The organism is Candidatus Villigracilis affinis, assembly GCF_016705895.1.
Taxonomy (GTDB): domain Bacteria; phylum Chloroflexota; class Anaerolineae; order Anaerolineales; family Villigracilaceae; genus Villigracilis; species Villigracilis affinis.
This window is the reverse complement of sequence record NZ_JADJKT010000008.1, coordinates 99,871-116,724: the sequence shown is the minus strand read 5'-3', so window position 1 is coordinate 116,724 and position 16,854 is coordinate 99,871. Positions and strand designations below refer to the sequence as shown.

The following is a 16,854-nucleotide window of genomic DNA, read 5'->3' as shown; positions in this document are numbered from 1 at the left end:
TGGTGCCCCCACGGGGATTCGAACCCCGGTCGTGGCCTTGAAAGGGCCGCGTCCTAGGCCTCTAGACGATGGGGGCCTTTTTTTAGAGCGGGCGAATTCTATCATCCCATCTAATGTCAGTCAAGCGATTTTAAGGTTGAATTTCCGGCTTCACCCGCTGATTAATCAAGGCCATGATATCGATCATATTTCGATTAACCAGGATACCGGCGCTCTCAACACGCAAATTTGGAATGAGGATCGCGGTCAATGTGGCGTTCATAACCGGTAGAAATGTTCGGGTTCCATCTGTCATGATTGCAGTGAAATCGAAACGTCCCGGCAGTTCCATCGTTCCTTCCACTTCAAACATCTGAGTTGCGATCCGCACCGGATGCTCCACGACGCTTGCGTATCCACCGCGCACCAACGCCTGCGGACCGAGGTCCTCGCGGCGCGCAAGGCACACAGCATGGATCTGCCTCTTCATCATGCGGATCAATTCAAAATGGTCCACAAGCTTGGTGGGCATATGCAGGCGTGCCAGACGCGCATCGTTCACTTCCATCGCCGAATGGGTCGAATCATTCATCATACCCATCACGCCGTTATTTGTGATCATGATCTTGCCGACCACGCGATAGCCCGATGTCATGATGTCGGCAGGGAGGAAGCGATAGGTGCGGGGTGAAGTGTCGAGTGTCATGGCGTGGGCTGTCCCTCTCAGTTAGGAATCGTGTGCCGTACGGGACGTGCCCGTACGGGGTTTGGGATGCGGCAACGGACGGCGCGACTTCGCGTTAGGCTTGCCTGCATTTGGGTCCAACAGCATATTCAACCAGTTAATTGCTTTTTCATCGTACTCGCGTTTTCCACACACATCACAAACCCATGCGGGGAAATGCGGAACGGTGATCAATTCATTGCCAAGCCACGTGAAATACGTGATGTGACGCGGCTGTAAAATGCCCGAGTGGCATTCATTGCATGGAAACGATCTTGGGATAAACTCGTCTTCGCTCATTTGAATGAATCCTTATTGTTGTACAGCCAATAATTCCTTGTGTTCAATCACATCCCACATGGGCGGTGGCCAGTAGATTAGAACGGCCTTGCCCACCACATTCTCAAACGGGAGAAAGCCCCACGAATGTGAATCGGAAGAATCGTTGCGGTTATCACCCAGCACGAAAAGCCTGTCTTCAGGGACGTTCCATTGGCTGGAGTAGGCAGGAGGGGCCGCGATGTAGGGTTCTTCCAAGGCCTGTCCATTCACATAAACAATTCCCTCGTTCACTTCAATGCGGTCTCCGGGCAGGCCGATCACTCGCTTGATCAATTCCTGTTCGGGATCCATCGGGTAATGAAATACGATAATATCGCCGCGCTGAACATTGCTGAGTTTGTAATTCAACTTGCTGACCAGAACAAATTCGCCGTCATCCAGAGTGGGGCGCATGCTGAAGCCATCCACTCGTACTCTTGCCGAAACTGCGTTGATGCCAAAAAACAGAACCACAGCCAGAATAAGGGTTTCGATAATATCCAGAAAAAAACGACCCCATTTTATCTTTTCCTGGGCGGGCGCCTGTTCCTGGCTGGCCTGCCCTTCGATCTGCCCCTCGACTTGCCCCTCAATGTGTCCCTGAGGTTGTTCTTCTTGTTGTAAAGTTTCCAATCATGCCTCCAATTATTGGCAAAATTATACTTCTCTTTTTTCGAAGTCAACTAATCCTTATGTCTTACCCCAGGCAAAGTAAGTGGGCACATACAGGGTGCGTTCTCCATTTTTTCGCGCTATTTCATCCAAAACCTTCATTTTTTGGATTTCTTCATTTGAAGCGACACCTTCCAAATCTGTTTGGAGCACTGCCCATTCATTTTCCCAATCTTGAGCAGAGCGGATCACCGCCTGACCTTGAATGGGTCCTGTTTCAATGAGCTTGATCCCAGCCTGATGGAAAGTCTCTGCCAGCATCGCGCCGAAGGATGGGTCTGCGCCCTGCCGTCGTAAAGACTCTGCCTGCCATGCCCCCAAAGGTTTGAGTGCGGCGGGTTCATCCACGCGCTGACTGTAATCAGGTTCGGCCAATGCTAACACGGCGCGGCTGACACGTGCCATTTCGCGCACAACCTGCAATGGATCGTCCACCCATAACAGCAGGAAATGGCAATAGGCTATATCAAAAGATTTATCAGGGTATGGGAGGTGATGCGCATCGGCGCGGATAGCGGATACTGTCGGGGCGTGGATCCTGCACTCGTTGAGCGCAGCAGGATCAAGGTCCAGACCGTGAAGCGAGGCGGGGCTGGTGAGGCCGCTTAAGATCGCGCCGGTACCGCAGCCTACTTCAAGAATCCGATTCGCGCTGGAAATCCCCGCCTGTTCGAAAACATAGGTTCTTAATTCGCGAGTCCACGCAGCTTGCTGAAGGTAACGCGAATGCCAGTTCATCCTTCGCAAAACTTCTGATTATTTTTATAAAGCTCGGCAGGGTCTTCCCACCAATTCAAAATGAAATCGACCTGCTCGTCGCTTTCGGGTGAGCGGGGATGATTGTTGTGGTTGGGTCGGGTCTTGAATAAGCTGTCCACTTGTGCAACGGCCTGCTCGTTTGTGATGCCGTGCCGTACAAGATAACAGCCAACGACCAACCCGGTGCGCCCGACCCCGCCCCAGCAATGGATATAAACACAGCGGCCATTGTTGATGGCTTCGTCGATATCGTTGAGAATATCCGTCATCGTATTCGCAGATGGGATTCCGTAATCGCGAATGGGATGGCGTTGATATGAAATGATGGTTCCATAGATCCGCGCCTCTTCCCGCAAAATGGGTTCGTAGTGGACAAGTTCGTGTGATTGGGTGAGATCGATGAAGGTGTTCACGCCCGCTTCAAGAAAGGCGTCTATGCGGAGGCGTGCTGTTTCGGGGTTGTAACTGCCTGGGTATTCACCCGCTAGGAGGCGGCCTTCTTCGACCCAATAGCATTCAGAGATGGGAAGTTTTTTCATTTGATACACTCATTTATTTGATGCACAGGTGCTTTCCAATATGGATTGTCGCAGTTCAACCAGTTCGGGATATTCATAGAAAAACAATATTTTTTTGTCCTTGATCGAATTTTCTTTTGGCTTGGAACTGAACACAAAGTAGGTGAAGGATTCAGCAATATCTTCTGCGGGGTGGGTGGTGGAGTAATCATCCAGGAATTGATCTGGGTGGGTCAGGTAAAAATTGTACAGGCCGTTGTAGTATGGCATGAGGTCGTCTGCGTATTGGAGCCCGTCTATTTTCTCCCACTCCGGGTTGATATCCTCCCAAAAGCGGAGATAAAAGGCATTGATGTAAGAGTTTGGCAGGCTGCATCCAGTCCCAGTGAAATAATGGGGGCAGGTTGCTGTTTTGCTTTCGATCAGGGAGGTGTTGAATGGGTCGTTATAGATTTCTTCGTCAACGCTCACTTGTGAAGCGTTGAGGGTCAGCAGGTGTGCGTATTCATGGATCAATGTGAAGAGAAGCGCATCCTTGTTTTCGAGGTCGGCAATGTCGACTTCGATCACCCATTGGGATGGGTCCGCTGCGATTTGGTCCACTGCGGCCAGTGTGTTTTCGGTGCCGTCGGTGAAGATGTTGTATTGTGTAACCATTTGACGGTCTTTGGCGGGAATCAGATTTGCGAAGATCTGCCAGGCTTCCAGCTGCAACGCCTTATCTTTTTGCTCGTCAGCCAAATCGGCTGGTATCTGGTCAAAAACTGGATTTTCGATCTCATCCCCATCCACTGAATATTTGACCAGATAATACGAGGTTGGTTCAATGTAGTTTGGATCATCCTCCATGTTGTACACGTCGCCTTTTGAGCTTTCGATGACCTCAGCCATTGTGTTGGCGCAAGAGACATTGACTGTCTCTAAAGGCTGGGTTCTCGAAATATATTTTCCCAACATAATTCCCAGTAAAACGAATGAAAAAACAACAATTAAAACAACGATCACTGCCATCTCTGAGTTCTTTTTCATATCTACCTTTAGTTTTTGTATACGATGAGCGGCGGTGTTGTCTTTGAAGATGAATGTCGGAATAGCCTGTTGAAAATAGTTTACTCCAACTCGATTGAATCTGGCGAACGGAGGATAGGTGATGGGGTGATACGCTGTGTGGGTTCGGTAGAGAGGAATGTTTCGGGCGTGGTTTGTGGGTCTGGAAATAAAGTCTGACAGGCGATGGACGACAGGATTAATAACAAAACAGCCACGAATGAATTTTTCATGGTTTTCTCACTTATGGATTTTGATTTCAACTGTGAATTTCCCGTACCTTCGATGGGAAGCTTTTTGTTTTCAGCTCAATATCAATTTTTCGAGATCACTTCCCAACTGTCCCTCAGGAAGTTGCCGAGGGTTTTGTCTGGTTCGCCTTGAGCGGGGAGTACGTCACCATCAGGTTCGACGTACATCCAGGTTTTGCCTGCGCCTGTGGGGATTGCATCGTCTACGGTTTCGATGGAGACTGGGTTGGATGCGGAATACGGCACGGGCAAATCCCAGCGCAGGGTGAGGCGGAGGGAACTGGCGGTATCCTGCAGCTCAAGCATTTCGTCAAGCAGGCTGCCATCGTCTGCGCTGAGGGAGATGTTTTGCACATCAAGATAGGCAATTTTCTGCAGGATGTCTTTGGCTTCCTTGACGTTTTCTTTATTGAGGGTGAGGTGTACAGTGAGGAAAAGATCTTGGGGGACGATGATTTCGATGGCTTTCCATGATTTTGGTTCATTGGGTTGGAGGATGAGCATGACGTGGTCGAGGCCTGTCTGCAGGAGCAGTTCGAGGTAATCTTTTTCGGCGAGTTTAAGGCCGTCTGTGAGCAGGCCGCAGACTTGTCCGTTCTTTTCGGCGTGGGCGATGAGTTGGGGGAGGTCTTCGCGCAGGGTGGGCTCGCCGCCTGTGAAGATGATGTGTGGAATGCCTGCCTGCCAGGCTTTGTCGAGAATGGTTTGCCATTCTTCGGTTGTGAGTTCGCGGTCGACGCGTTTGGTGGGGGCGTACTTGGCGTGTGTGGATTCGGGCAGACGATAGGTGAGGGCGCAATCCAACCTGAGGGTGGATTCTGTTGAATGAGGCTGAACCCGCTCAAAGTTAAGAAAGGATGCGGGGTCTAGGTCGGGTGTCGAGATCAGGGTCTGGATCTGATCTGCAAAGTTGTTAAAATCCGTCAGTGCGGTTTTTCGATTCACCTGATAACGGGCAGCGATTTGTTTTGCGGCTTCATCGGGGGAAGTCCCCTTGATGAAGTGATAGGCATATTCAGCAGCGGTGGGATTGAGTTGCAGCACCGTGGCTGCGTTGAGGATAAGCAGGCCCGAGCCGTCTTTTTGCAGGCGCAGGTGCAGGCGATAGGGTTTCTCGTCTTGCGTGGCTTGCATATGATGGGTTCCCGCGGGCAAGGGTTCGGTTTTGGTGAAGAACTTTTGAATGAAGTTCATGTCAACTCCTGTTCTGTGAACTTATTTTCCGATTTTGAGAATGCCCATATCGGCAAGGAAAAGATACGTGTAGCCGATGAGCATAATCATCCAGCCGAGCATTTCAATGCGTCCCCAAACGCTTTCGAGTGAAAGCGAGAAATTATCCCGGATGGTTTGGACGATGTTTTCGAGATTGTCCAGTTTGGTTTTGACGTTTTCCTTCCAATCCTTGAGGTAGAACTCGCCTTGGATGGCTTCGTAAAGTTTGGCGGTGTACCAATCACCGATGAGGAGCAGGTTTTGTTCGGCGCGTTCGAAATCGAGCATGACTTCGAGCTTGTGTTCTGCGATCTGGCGGATGACGCCGCGGGTGGGACGCAGTCCACGCTTTTTTTCAAAGAATGTTTCGCTGATCTTGTCGAGCATGTTTTCAATGGATTGGTCGAGCATGCGATAGCGCAGCAGTTGATAATTGCCTATTTTCAACAGGGCGATATCGGATTGATAATCTTCGTTGGGGGCGATGATGATGGCGCCTTCCCAGTCGATGAGGGTGAGTTCCACGGCGGAGTAGTGCGTGCGGGAGATCAGGATCTCGTCGATCTCGCTTTTGTCGAACACTTCGCGTTGTGAGCGGATGAATTTGGTCAGTGCGAGGGCATTCTTGTCGATCCATTTATCGGGCGTGGGTTTGGCGTCATTGACGAGCAGAATTGTGTATTCTTCGTAGAGTCCGTTTTGACGATATTGGGTCGGGATGAATTTGCTTTCGAGCGCACTCTGAATTTTGGCGCGTTCCTGCAAAACAGAAACGGCAAACGGATCTTTTAATTCAAAGTGACATTCAACCATTTGCACGCGCCAATCGTAGCGCTGACGAAAGACTTGCACAGCATGTCCTTCGATGAGGACGGTTTCCTCGCCGAGAGTCACAAGGTCAATGTCAATGGGTTCGAAATAAGGCGCATCTTTTAGCCCCTTGAATCGTTCGGGGGCAGGAGCTTTGCCGTCGTCGGCGTCGGGGAAGGCGATCAGGTAGCAGATTTCCATAGGTAATAAGAGTAAGCGATAAGAAGTGAGAATTGAAAGGGGTGATTAGGAACGGATAAAGTGGGGCATTTCAAATGGAATCTCAAGGGAGAGTTCCACAAAGCCAGCGTAAGTACCATCTTTATACCACGGGGATTGGAAGATCATCTTCTTGATCCCGTTCTTTTCGATGGTGTAGACGTTCTTTTCGCGGGCCGACATCAATCGCTCAAGTTTACTTCGAGATGGGTCGTTGTGACAATCTAACACGTTCGACCCGACGAGTTTATAACCACCGTCCTTTTCAAAGGTTTTGGCGGCTTTGTCGTTCATTTCGAGAATGATGCCTTCTTCATCACAGACGGTGATGGCGGCGGGAAATTCTTTGATCCAGACGTGTTCGTTCATGGAACTCCGGAGAAGACAGTAGACAGTGATTAGTAGGCAGCGAGGACGGGGAGGTTGACTCCGAATTGTTCGCGGTGATTCTCGAATTGAAGCGGACATCCGCCGCCGCATTCGGCGACGAGGGAGCAGGTTTCACATTTGAATGGCAGATTCTGTCTTTCGCGTAATTGCACTGAGAGTTTGTGATTCCAGATCGAATCCCATGAGTCGGTGAGCATATTGCCGAGCGGATGATAATAGGATTGGCAGGGCAGCACGTTTCCATTGGATTCAATGCACATGCTATACAGCGCGGCAGTGCAGCCCTTGACGCCAAGGTTTTGAGCAGTGGGGTCGAATTGGCAGTACTGTGTTGGCGTGTACCAGATGAGTTTTTGTCCATGCTCGGCGGTTTTTTGAATGGCAATATCTAAAATGGGCTGCAATTCACTTTCGAGCAAGCCCGTGCCAACGGTCAAGCCCTGACCCGAGTAGATGAGCGCATTGAGTCCAATGGTAGGGACTCCCAGATCCGCGAGAAAATCCAGTGTGGCAGGAATCGTGTGGACGTTGCTGCGGAGCATGGTGGTGTTGGTCATTACGTAAAGATCGGAGGCGAGTACATTATTTAGGCCTGCGATGGTTTGCCTGAATGCGCCTTTTGCGCGCATCATTTCATCGTGAATTTCGGGCACGCTGGATTCAACGGTGATCTGCACATGGTCCAGGCCTGCGTTGACCAGCTTCTTGACATAATCCATGTCCATGAGGCGGCGCGCGTTCGTGTTCAAACCTGTGATCTGGCCGTTGCTTTCTGCGTGGTGGATCAGCTCTGGAAGATCGTTTCGCAGGGATGCTTCGCCGCCCGTGAAGACGATGTGCGGCACACCCAAGTCCCAAAGCTGGTCGATGATCTTGAACCATTGCTGGGTGGTGAGTTCGGGGAAGTTGCGTTCGCGGGCGTTGTAGCAGTGGGCGCAATCATTGTTGCAGCGATACGTGACGGCCAGGTCCATACGATAGGGTGCGGTAGGACGCGCGCTGAAGGGCATGGTCGTATCGAGGTCAAGTTCGTGGACGGGACAAGCCCCATCAGGGCGAATCATTTCTTCAAATTGAAAGAGGAAGTCGGAGAGGTCATTTCTGGCTTTTCTCTTTGAAACGGAATATCGCGAGGTAAGCGCCAGAATTCTATCTTCTTCTGTTTTGCCTTCCAGAATCATCCATGCCATGAACGTTGCGGTTGGATTTAAGTGCATCACGCTGCTGGCGTTGACGATGAGAGTCCCCGTTCCGTCGGGGTCGATGCGCAAATGGATGCGCGATCTTTCCATCTCATTTTCGTGGACGTAGTGATAGAGCCCCGATGATGGAATGCTGACGTTGGACGATGGTTGAAAGATGTTTTTTATGCTATTGAGTAAAGTCATATTTACCTCTAAGTACTAAAAATAGGCGCAAAAAAACTATCGTCCGCCGCCCGCACAGGCACAGGCACAGCCTGCACATGCACACGCGCATGCACAGGAACGTCCGCCGCCGCCGCGCCCGCCTCTGCCGCCGCTTGATGAGCTTTTCGGCAGTGGGTTGGTTGCGCCAGTGACGCGTTCAGTAAAGGTTTGGACATTGCCTAATACTTTCTGTGAGAAGGTTTGTACGCCCGTAACCATGGATGCCGCAAAGTCTGCTCCGGGCAGTGCCTGTCCGCTTGATGAAGGTCGAGGGGCAGATGATGATACGGGAGCAGAACCAGTTGATGGGCGATAGGTTGGGTCATAACGTCCCCACCACATCGGTACATAGACAGGCCCGTGATAGACGCGGCGCGCGCGGTCGTCATAATCTTTATCGAGCATGGTCCATTCAAGAGTTTCGTCGAGTTTCTGACTCTTGACCTCGGGTGTGTCTGCTCCTTCCACTTGCGCCCAGGCTTTTTCCATGATCGAGCGGTAGTAATCCACGGTTTCTTTTCGGCTGAATCCGCGTATTTTTTCTGAAACGGTTTTCACCAGTGACACGGTCATATCCTGCAGGGCGCGCTGGCGTTTTGTTTTTTCAGTTTCTGCGAAAGCCTTGAGAAAATAATCTTCATATGGATGCAAATTGGCAGGCTTTTCAGCGGTGAAAGAAAGATTGAGCGGGTCGCGGGTTTCCACCTGGGCCGCACCTTTTTTGATCACGCCGAACAGGATCATGGTCATAACCTTGTCGAGCGGCTGTTCCATCAGGATGGCGGCTTCCACAGCGGTGAGTCCACGTTTGATGCCGTGGCCTTCGATGGCGACGCGCGGCGGAAGATATTGCATCTTGCGGCGCCGACCTGCAATGGCTGAGATCGCAGGCGCACCAACAAATATGAAGAGGAAGAATCCGCCGCAAAGCAGGCTGAAGATGGTGTCTTCGCTGATCAGTGGCTCTGGCGGCGGAACATAAATGGCTTCCGCAGGAACGTATGTGCGTGGGAACGAAGCGCCGAATGAATAATAATCAGCGGCGCTGGCGGCAGGAGCGTACCATGTGTACGTGACACGGTTTTCAGAATCGTAGGCTGCCTGTGGCGTATCGGGAAATCCGCTCGGTGCTCCATGCCAGCGAGGTTCTTCGGAATTCATATTCGGCGGCAGGTGATAGGTCATCGTGAAATCGGTCGTGCCTGAAACGAATTCCGAGCCGAACCAGGTCGGCGCAAAGATCGCGCTCGTGTAGGTGTCGTCGCTTGAATCGATGTAGAGCACGTTTGAGATATTCGGGACAAAAACATGCACAATGCCCTTTTGCCCAGGCTGAATGGTCTGCGCGCCCATCACGACCGCAAAGCCCGACCCCGAGCCTTGATAATCGGAAGTCGAAGCATTGACGCGTACATCGTTCACTTCGGCGAGCACTGTGGACGTGCTGAAATTGTTGTTGGGCATGCCCACATCCACGAAGTCGATCGGGTGTGAGCCAGCCAGGTTGTTAAAATACCAGGTGTAGTCTATGCTCATGGTGCCATCTGAATTCCAGTAGACATGCACCACTTCCTTGTTGACTTCAAAGTAATACGGCGCGTCCTGCGCGGAAACGTTTGAGAACATGCCAAGAGCAAGGATCAAAATGAATGAAATGATCAGGAATCTTTTCTTCATCTCGTTTCTCCAGTTGTCAATCGCAATATGGGAAATGTAAATTGAATTACCACTTCGGTTCTTCCGTCAATTGATAGGTCGTGCCGCAAAATGGGCATTCCACAGTCGGTGCGCCTGCGATCATTTTGACATTGTCCGCTTTCAACGCGCCGCCGCAGTTGTTGCATTTCATTTGCTCGACTTTGGTTTGGGATGGCAGATCGATCTTGTAGGTGATGTTGTCCCCGCTTCCCGCCGCACCCTTTTGCCTGCTTGCAAAAACAATGAGCCCGATGCCCCCCGCAAGAAAGAATGCTCCCGTGCAGGCGAATCCGATTCCAAAAGTAAGCCATGTTCTGCTCCCCTGTGCAGATGTGGATCCGATTACATTTAGCAAGCCATAACCAAAAAGGCAAAGGCCGATCAATAACAATAGCCCCGCTCCAATATACAGAAAGGTTTTGTTCGCCATAAAGTCACATCTCCTAGGTTGATCTACGAAAAGTTTAGCATTTTCGTCTCAATTCGGCATGTGACTTTCGTCTGGAAATTTTCCTGTTTTAGTCCAATTAGTTTTTAATGCAATATCACAATCCCATTTCCGTCTATTTTGAGTTGTTTTGCGCAGTTTCTGCACGAGAGGGATGAGTCGGTTCTTGAAAAGATGTCGGCCTGTCCACATTGTGGACAGCGCAATACATCTTTCAGGGATTTTTTTCCTGCAGAGATCAACGTGCCTGGTTTGTGTGCGAAAACGCGATTGAACACACGCCACCACGGGGTGATCTCCACGTTTTCAAAGCCTGCATTTTGAAGCAGCGACGTGAGTATTTCGGCGCTGACGACGACAATGCCCCTGCCTGATTCTTCTGTGCCGCGTGAAGTGAGCAGGATTCCGCCCGGGCGCAGGACGCGCGCCAATTCCTTTACGGCGGCTTGTTTCTCGCCGATCAACTCCAGTGCTTCAACGCAGGCTACAACATCAAAGGTTTCGTCGGGAAAGGGAAGTGGGAATGCATCGTATTGCATCAGTTCGACGCGCTCAAGGTGGGTCGAGAGTTTTTTTGCGGCTTGCTTCAACATGCCATGTGAAATATCGACGGCGATCATATGCCCTGCAAACTCGGGCTGATTTGTCAAAGCAAAGGGCAGGCGGCCCGTGCCGGTTGCTACATCAAGAATAAAAGGATCGGGAATATTTGAAAGTTTTGCGAGCAATGGCTTTGCCAGCATTTCTTCATCGTGCAATTGGCCGTCCTTTTTATCGTGGTCGTATTTTTCCGCCCAGCGATCGTACAGCCACGCCTGCAAGCGCGGACCAATGTGGATGCCTTCGTAGCGATAGATTTCCCTGTCAAGCAAAAATAAGATGACGATCACAACTGCGATAATGACGATCCATGTAATCATGTGGCCTCCTGATTGACCGCGTTATTGTCTGTGCGCCGAATGGCAGGCGTGAAATAGCCGAGGATAAAAATGATCGCGCCCGCGATACCTGCCAATAATAGAGTCATCGATAAATGAATTCCGTTTTGTGTGCCCGTGAGTTTGGCCATACCAAGTTCGGCGAGCCAGCCCGAGCCTGCCATGCCGATCAGGTAGGGGATCTGTGTGAGCAATTGCCGCGCGGAGAAAACACGTCCCTGCAGGTTTGCATCCACAGTGGATTGCCAGATGGCGGTGTTGCTGCCTTCGACGAATGGCTCGAAGAAGGAGAAGAAGAAACTGGCGATGGCCCAAACGAGCACGCTTCCAGCCAGACCAAATAAGCTGATTCCGATCAAGCAGGCGCCTACACCCCCGAGCAGGATTCCATTTACCCGTTGTTTGGGTCCGCCCCAAACGCTGAGCAGGCCGCCGCCGATCAATCCGCCGATGGCGCCGATGGATAAGATCGTGGCGAGGGATCTCTCATCGTTTGCGGTGTGACTGAGGATCGTTGGAGCCAGCAAGGTTGCGCCGATGGCGATAAAGAAATTTGCCGCAATGAATAATATTGTCAACGCGCGCAGGTTTGGGTTGGAGAAGATGTAACGGAAGCCGAAGGAAACCTCGCGGGTGAATCCTGCCTGGGTTGTGGGAGCAGTTTCGAGGTCGGCGCGAGGCGGGAATTTTATCCACAATAAAGTGCTGAATGCGATCAGAAAAGTAAGCAGGTCGATCGTCATGATTCCGCTCATGCCGATGGCGGGGAGCAGGGCGGCGGCGATCATCGGCGCGAAGATGCTGGAGGATGCCTGGGCGAGGCCGATCATGCCTTGCGTGCGGGCGTAATCTTCCCTGGGGACGAGTACGGTTGTGGCGGCAATGTAGGCGGGGTATTGAAATGCGGTGAAAAAGCCAGCGAACAAGCTGAGCGAATAAATATGCCACAGGGCCAGGTTGTCTGTGCGGTATAAAAGAAGGACAATGAGTGTGGCGGCGGCACTTCCAAAGTCACTCAGGATCAGGGTGGTCTTATGCTGCCATTTGTCGACGAAGGTGCCTGCGATGGGCATGAAGAGAATGGACGGCAGGAACGCCAATGTGCTGACAATTGCCAGCGAAGACGCCTGACCTGTCTTTTGCCAGACCCAAATGGTGAATGCGAACCAGGTCATGGCGCTGCCAAGCAGTGATACCATTTGTCCAAGCCAGATCGTGGTAAATGCGCGCATTCCTGTGAGGCGGGGCGTTTTCATATGATTCCAATCTTACAGGAAAAGAAACAGTTTTAGAATGAGTTTGCTCATCAGATTTGTAAGGACAACCATTCCTGTTCGCGTTTATTATTGGCGTATTCGTTATAAGGGATTTGCCCCAAGGTATAAAACTTTTTATGAAAGGTGAAACCATGAAGCGAGAGATTGAACTTCATTTTGAATACGAAAACATGAAAAAGCAAGAGGCTGATCTGTTGCGGCACGAATTGGAATTGCGCAGGAGAACCCTGCTGGACCGGGCTGCGCTGGCTCAAGCCCCGGGGTATAGCCTTGAAGAACATGAATGGCTGGAACGGTCTTTTCCCGTCCTCTCCATCCTCGCGCCTGTAATGTCTACTAATGAAGGGAAGATCGAGTTCCCAGGCGACCCGATGTGTTTATATTCTGCGCTGAGTTATGCAGTGGATCAGGCGGTCAAGACGCGCAAAATGGGGATTTGTGAGGAAGCACCGTATAACGACCTGTGTCCGCAATGGGGGGCGCTGCCGTCGGCGGATTATCGCGCCACGGTGGATGTGAACGGGATCCGCGAATATCAGGGTGCGTTGTTGAATACCGACCAGACGGTTTTCGATCCGCGTGTGTGGAACGAAGCGGTGAAAAAATACTTTGTGAACAAGGTCCTGCTGGTGATGCGCCCGAAGGTGGTATTGATCAGCTCGGTCTCCCCCGCGCATCGGTATGCCATTGATATCGCGCGCGTGGTGCGCAAACATCTGCCAGACAGCCTGATCGTTCTGGGCGGCCGTCATGTGGATGAGACACTTCATTTTGACCCGACCCAAAGACGAATCGTGCTGGAGCCAAGCAGTGCCATTGTCAAAATTCAGGATGGGGCAATCGAGCCTGTTTTCGATTTCCTGGTCAGCGGAGATGGATATTACGCGCTGGATCTTTTGATGAAAGCAATTTCCCTTTCGATGGACCTGAACTCGAAGAGCACGAAAGTGCGCTCTGTGATCAAAACACTCTCCGATATTGCACCTTTGTTTGACCCAATCCCAGGCCACTCCGTTATCGTCGCTTTGGATGGGAAAAAGTCAGCGCATGCGTGGGTGATCAATTCAGGCGTTAAACTGGATCTTTCAGTATTGCCTTCGCCCTATCAGGCGTTTGCCATTCGTGCCCTGTTTCCCATTTTTCAACGCAATGAGCGGGTGCTGCGAACCGCGCATTTCATGGTGACCAATGCCTGTACGTATCACTGTTATTTTTGTTCCGAAGGTGTGACCGTTGTAGGTACATTCCGCTCCTATAATTCGGATGGGATTCAGCGGGCGCTGGAAAAAGTGATCGAATATATTTCGTACGGGGCGGAGGCTCTGTTTTTCGATGATTCGATCTTTTGGGGCGGGAATTTCGGTAATGTGATCCATTTTTGCAGGGAGCTGATCCATCTGCGCGAATTGGCGAAGAAATCGTCGACAAAAATGATCAACCTCTTTGGGCGTGAGGTGGAAGCGCAAAAGGTCGTGGACCTGATGTGGGGGGCGCAGTTCACGGTGGATCTGCTGGCTTCGAGGAGAATCCCCGAAGAAGCCATGCTTGCCTTGCATGAAATGAAGAAGGCAGGGTGTTGTTACATTTACATGGGAATCGAGAGCATGTCGGCGCCTGTGATCGATAAAGTCCACAAGAATATCAACCGCAAACAGGCGTGGGATGATCGCGTGCGTACGGCGCTGGGCATGGCACGCTCCGCGGGGATTACGGTAGGGTCTTCTGTGCTTTTCGGTTTGGATGGGGAAACGATGGAGACCATCGAGGAGACCATCTCCAAAGTGGAGGAACTGCTGATGGAGGATATCCTCTCGATCGCCAGCCCGAATATCCTGACCTATCATCCCAATACGGCTATTACCGCCCTGCATGAGATGAAGGACAAAATAGATTATCACTCGATCGGAATCGAGAATCGCCCGCCGTATGTTTATTTTGAAGAGGCGTTCCCAGCCGTGGTGTCGCGGAACCTTTCTGAAGAGCAGATCTGGTTCATTCACGAGCAGGCAACTCGCAGGTGGGGCGTGAAGCGGAATCTCAATCCGATGCCTGAAGTGATCCTGCGCGAAGGGGACTAGGTCAGCTTTGCGGTTTCAGGCGGGCGGTTAAGTCGCGCAGTTGTGAGAACGTGATCGGCTTAATGAGCACAAGGTCGGCATGTCCACGGGTGGCTTCACCCATCTGTGCGTCGGCGGTGGTGACTACCACACGGGTTTTGGCAAGCCGATCATCGGCGCGGATCTGTGTCAGAAGAATGTCTCCGGAGATGTGCGGGATGTGCATATCCAGCGTGATGACAGTTGGCACAATTTCCTTTAGCCGTTCCTGAGCGAGAAGTCCATCGCGAATGATCTCGATCGTAAATCCAGCCGCAGTCAACGCCTGACCAAAAATTTCGGACAGGTCCTCGTCGTCTTCAATGATCAATGCAAGATGATCGCTCATGAGTTACTCCTTTTCGGTTTCTGTGATTGATTCAATTTCCAATGGCATGATCAGAGGCAGTGTAATGGTAAAGATGCTGCCTCCGCCAACTTTGCTATCGACGGTGATCTTCCCCTTCATTAATTCGACCAGTTGTTTGACGATCGAAAGTCCCAGCCCCACACCGCCGTGCTGACGGGTGGCTGCGGCTTTCACCTGGCGGAAGGACTCGAAGATGTAATCCTTCGCTTCTTCTGGAATACCCTCGCCTGTATCCACGGTCTGGATCTGCCAGTTCTGTTCGTCCAATCGTGATAACTTGACACGGATGCTGCCCTTGTCTGTGAATTTGACCGCATTGTTCGAAAGATTGACCATGATCTGTTGCAGGCGCTGTGGATCGCCCATGAGAACAGGCGGTAAGGATGGATCGATTTCAGTGATGAATTCGAGACCCTTGTCTGCCGTGATCTTGTCCATCACGCTGCGAAGGTTATCCAGCAGATCCACGGGATTGCAGGAAACCATTTGTATTTTCAGTTTACCCGCTTCGATCTGGACCTCATCCAACAGGTCGCTGACGATGTGAAGCAGGCGGCTGGAATTGGCCATGATGCGCTCGGAGATGTTCTTTTGCTTCTCCGTCACAGAGCCGTAGACGCCTTCCTTCAATATTTCGGCGTATCCCAGGATGGCATTCAATGGCGTACGTAATTCGTGTGAAACAATACCGATGAAGGTGTTTTTCATCTTCTCGAGTTCCACTTCATGGGTGACATCCCGGAACACAGCCACTGTACCAATGCCTTTGCCTTCGGTATCGCGCACCTGGGCAAAACTTGTGGAAAGGGTCTTGTTGCCCCAGTCAATGCGGATGCCGCTCCCGGCGGCCTGCGGATTTTCGAGCATGCCCAGCAAGGTTCCGCGGGTGGCTGGCGAAAGCAGGTCGCTTTGAATGAAGTCAGTAATCGTTCGGTTGATGATCCCCTGTGCAGGGACATCGGCCAGTTTTCCGAGGGCGGGATTTGCCAGGATCGCTGTATTGAATTCATCGAACACGATCACACCGTCTGCGATTGAATCGAGAATGGCGCGGTTGCGTCCAGCCAGAATGAGTTCACGCGAAAGGGTCGTGGCAAGTTCTTTGGTCTTTTCTTCAACCACTTTATCGAGATTGAGATTGATGGAACGCAATTCCAGAAGGGCTTGTTCGAGATTTCGCGATGAAAGCCAGGCGATCAATGCGACCAGAAAATAGCCTGCAATGGCGGGGGAGTTCGGTTCTTCTTTTATCGATATGGCAAGGACTGAGATGATTGCGCTGCTTACGATCCCAAAGATAAAACTGGAAGCTGGTGTCAGCAGTACACTTGCCATGATGATGGGGATGGTGAAAATGAAGAGACTGCGCCCATTGGATACGTCATGTGCACTGTCACTAAAGATCATGATGCCAGTGATCAGGGTCAGAAATAATGTCGCGGCAATCCTTCCGGGCAGGATTCTGTTCAGGAAAAATATAACAGCCATGCCCAACAGTAATGCGATGCCCCCGTAAACCACCAAATATGCGCCTTCTTGTGCGCTTTGGCCCAGGATCGAAAAGATCATGACAACGATCAGAATGAAGGTAATGACTCCCAACCCGAGCAGCAGAATATTCAACAGCTTTTTTCTGCGGGCATCATCGGGGTCTGTCGTTGAAATGGAAATTAATCTATCGATCATTTTCATGCCTTTTCTAAAAATGGCTTG

Annotated in this window: 18 protein-coding genes and 1 tRNA gene; 1 reads left to right on the top strand and 18 read right to left on the bottom strand. The window is 51.2% G+C overall.

The genetic code is table 11. The features are described from left to right. From IPI86_RS06050 to IPI86_RS05975, 16 genes are all read right to left on the bottom strand, one after another. A tRNA-Glu gene (locus IPI86_RS06050) sits at positions 1 to 76 on the bottom strand. A 54-nt stretch (positions 77 to 130) separates the two neighbouring features. Further along, complete coding sequence (locus tag IPI86_RS06045; RefSeq protein WP_345297096.1) at positions 131 to 685, bottom strand: hypothetical protein; 555 nt, start codon at positions 683 to 685, stop codon at positions 131 to 133. Between the two features lie 21 nt (positions 686 to 706). After that, entirely contained in the window at positions 707 to 1,003 is a 297-nt protein-coding gene (locus tag IPI86_RS06040) for a YgiT-type zinc finger protein (RefSeq protein WP_345297095.1), read from the bottom strand. A 12-nt stretch (positions 1,004 to 1,015) separates the two neighbouring features. Then, on the bottom strand, positions 1,016 to 1,657 hold the full coding sequence (lepB, locus tag IPI86_RS06035) for a signal peptidase I (protein ID WP_345297094.1): 642 nt from the start codon (positions 1,655 to 1,657) through the stop codon (positions 1,016 to 1,018). 57 nt (positions 1,658 to 1,714) lie between these two features. Further along, positions 1,715 to 2,434: a methyltransferase domain-containing protein gene (locus IPI86_RS06030; protein ID WP_345297093.1), complete on the bottom strand. Its 720-nt coding sequence runs from the start codon at positions 2,432 to 2,434 to the stop codon at positions 1,715 to 1,717. Continuing rightward, positions 2,431 to 2,994, bottom strand: a complete 564-nt coding sequence (locus IPI86_RS06025) for a protein-tyrosine phosphatase family protein (RefSeq protein ID WP_345297092.1) — start codon at positions 2,992 to 2,994, stop codon at positions 2,431 to 2,433. Before IPI86_RS06025 ends, IPI86_RS06030 begins: the two co-directional genes overlap by 4 nt. 9 nt (positions 2,995 to 3,003) lie before the next feature. Next, complete coding sequence (locus IPI86_RS06020; protein WP_345297091.1) at positions 3,004 to 4,002, bottom strand: hypothetical protein; 999 nt, start codon at positions 4,000 to 4,002, stop codon at positions 3,004 to 3,006. An 80-nt stretch (positions 4,003 to 4,082) separates the two neighbouring features. Beyond that, positions 4,083 to 4,253 (bottom strand): hypothetical protein, encoded by a 171-nt coding sequence (locus IPI86_RS06015; RefSeq protein WP_345297090.1) that lies wholly within the window; start codon positions 4,251 to 4,253, stop codon positions 4,083 to 4,085. A gap of 81 nt (positions 4,254 to 4,334) precedes the next feature. Then, positions 4,335 to 5,465 (bottom strand): radical SAM protein, encoded by a 1,131-nt coding sequence (locus IPI86_RS06010; RefSeq protein WP_345297089.1) that lies wholly within the window; start codon positions 5,463 to 5,465, stop codon positions 4,335 to 4,337. A 21-nt stretch (positions 5,466 to 5,486) separates the two neighbouring features. Continuing rightward, positions 5,487 to 6,497, bottom strand: coding sequence for a hypothetical protein (locus IPI86_RS06005; protein WP_345297088.1), 1,011 nt, complete (start codon positions 6,495 to 6,497; stop codon positions 5,487 to 5,489). 45 nt (positions 6,498 to 6,542) lie between these two features. Next, positions 6,543 to 6,884 (bottom strand): diguanylate cyclase, encoded by a 342-nt coding sequence (locus IPI86_RS06000; protein ID WP_345297087.1) that lies wholly within the window; start codon positions 6,882 to 6,884, stop codon positions 6,543 to 6,545. Positions 6,885 to 6,913: 29 nt separating this feature from the next. Next, positions 6,914 to 8,293, bottom strand: coding sequence for a PqqD family peptide modification chaperone (locus tag IPI86_RS05995; RefSeq protein ID WP_345297086.1), 1,380 nt, complete (start codon positions 8,291 to 8,293; stop codon positions 6,914 to 6,916). 36 nt (positions 8,294 to 8,329) lie between these two features. Beyond that, a complete protein-coding gene (locus IPI86_RS05990; RefSeq protein ID WP_345297085.1) occupies positions 8,330 to 9,991 on the bottom strand; it encodes a hypothetical protein in 1,662 nt (553 codons plus the stop codon). A gap of 46 nt (positions 9,992 to 10,037) precedes the next feature. Further along, positions 10,038 to 10,442, bottom strand: a complete 405-nt coding sequence (locus IPI86_RS05985) for a hypothetical protein (protein WP_345297084.1) — start codon at positions 10,440 to 10,442, stop codon at positions 10,038 to 10,040. Between the two features lie 104 nt (positions 10,443 to 10,546). Beyond that, a complete protein-coding gene (locus IPI86_RS05980) occupies positions 10,547 to 11,380 on the bottom strand; it encodes a class I SAM-dependent methyltransferase (protein WP_345297083.1) in 834 nt (277 codons plus the stop codon). Continuing rightward, on the bottom strand, positions 11,377 to 12,654 hold the full coding sequence (locus IPI86_RS05975; protein WP_345297082.1) for an MFS transporter: 1,278 nt from the start codon (positions 12,652 to 12,654) through the stop codon (positions 11,377 to 11,379). Before IPI86_RS05975 ends, IPI86_RS05980 begins: the two co-directional genes overlap by 4 nt. 152 nt (positions 12,655 to 12,806) lie before the next feature. Between IPI86_RS05975 and IPI86_RS05970 the strand changes: the two genes are divergently transcribed. After that, entirely contained in the window at positions 12,807 to 14,753 is a 1,947-nt protein-coding gene (locus IPI86_RS05970; RefSeq protein WP_345297081.1) for a radical SAM protein, read from the top strand. 1 nt (position 14,754) lies between these two features. On the opposite strand, the gene IPI86_RS05965 is transcribed toward IPI86_RS05970, so the two are convergent. After that, positions 14,755 to 15,120 (bottom strand): response regulator, encoded by a 366-nt coding sequence (locus IPI86_RS05965; RefSeq protein WP_345297080.1) that lies wholly within the window; start codon positions 15,118 to 15,120, stop codon positions 14,755 to 14,757. Between the two features lie 3 nt (positions 15,121 to 15,123). Beyond that, on the bottom strand, positions 15,124 to 16,827 hold the full coding sequence (locus tag IPI86_RS05960) for an ATP-binding protein (RefSeq protein ID WP_345297079.1): 1,704 nt from the start codon (positions 16,825 to 16,827) through the stop codon (positions 15,124 to 15,126). Positions 16,828 to 16,854 lie beyond the last annotated feature (27 nt).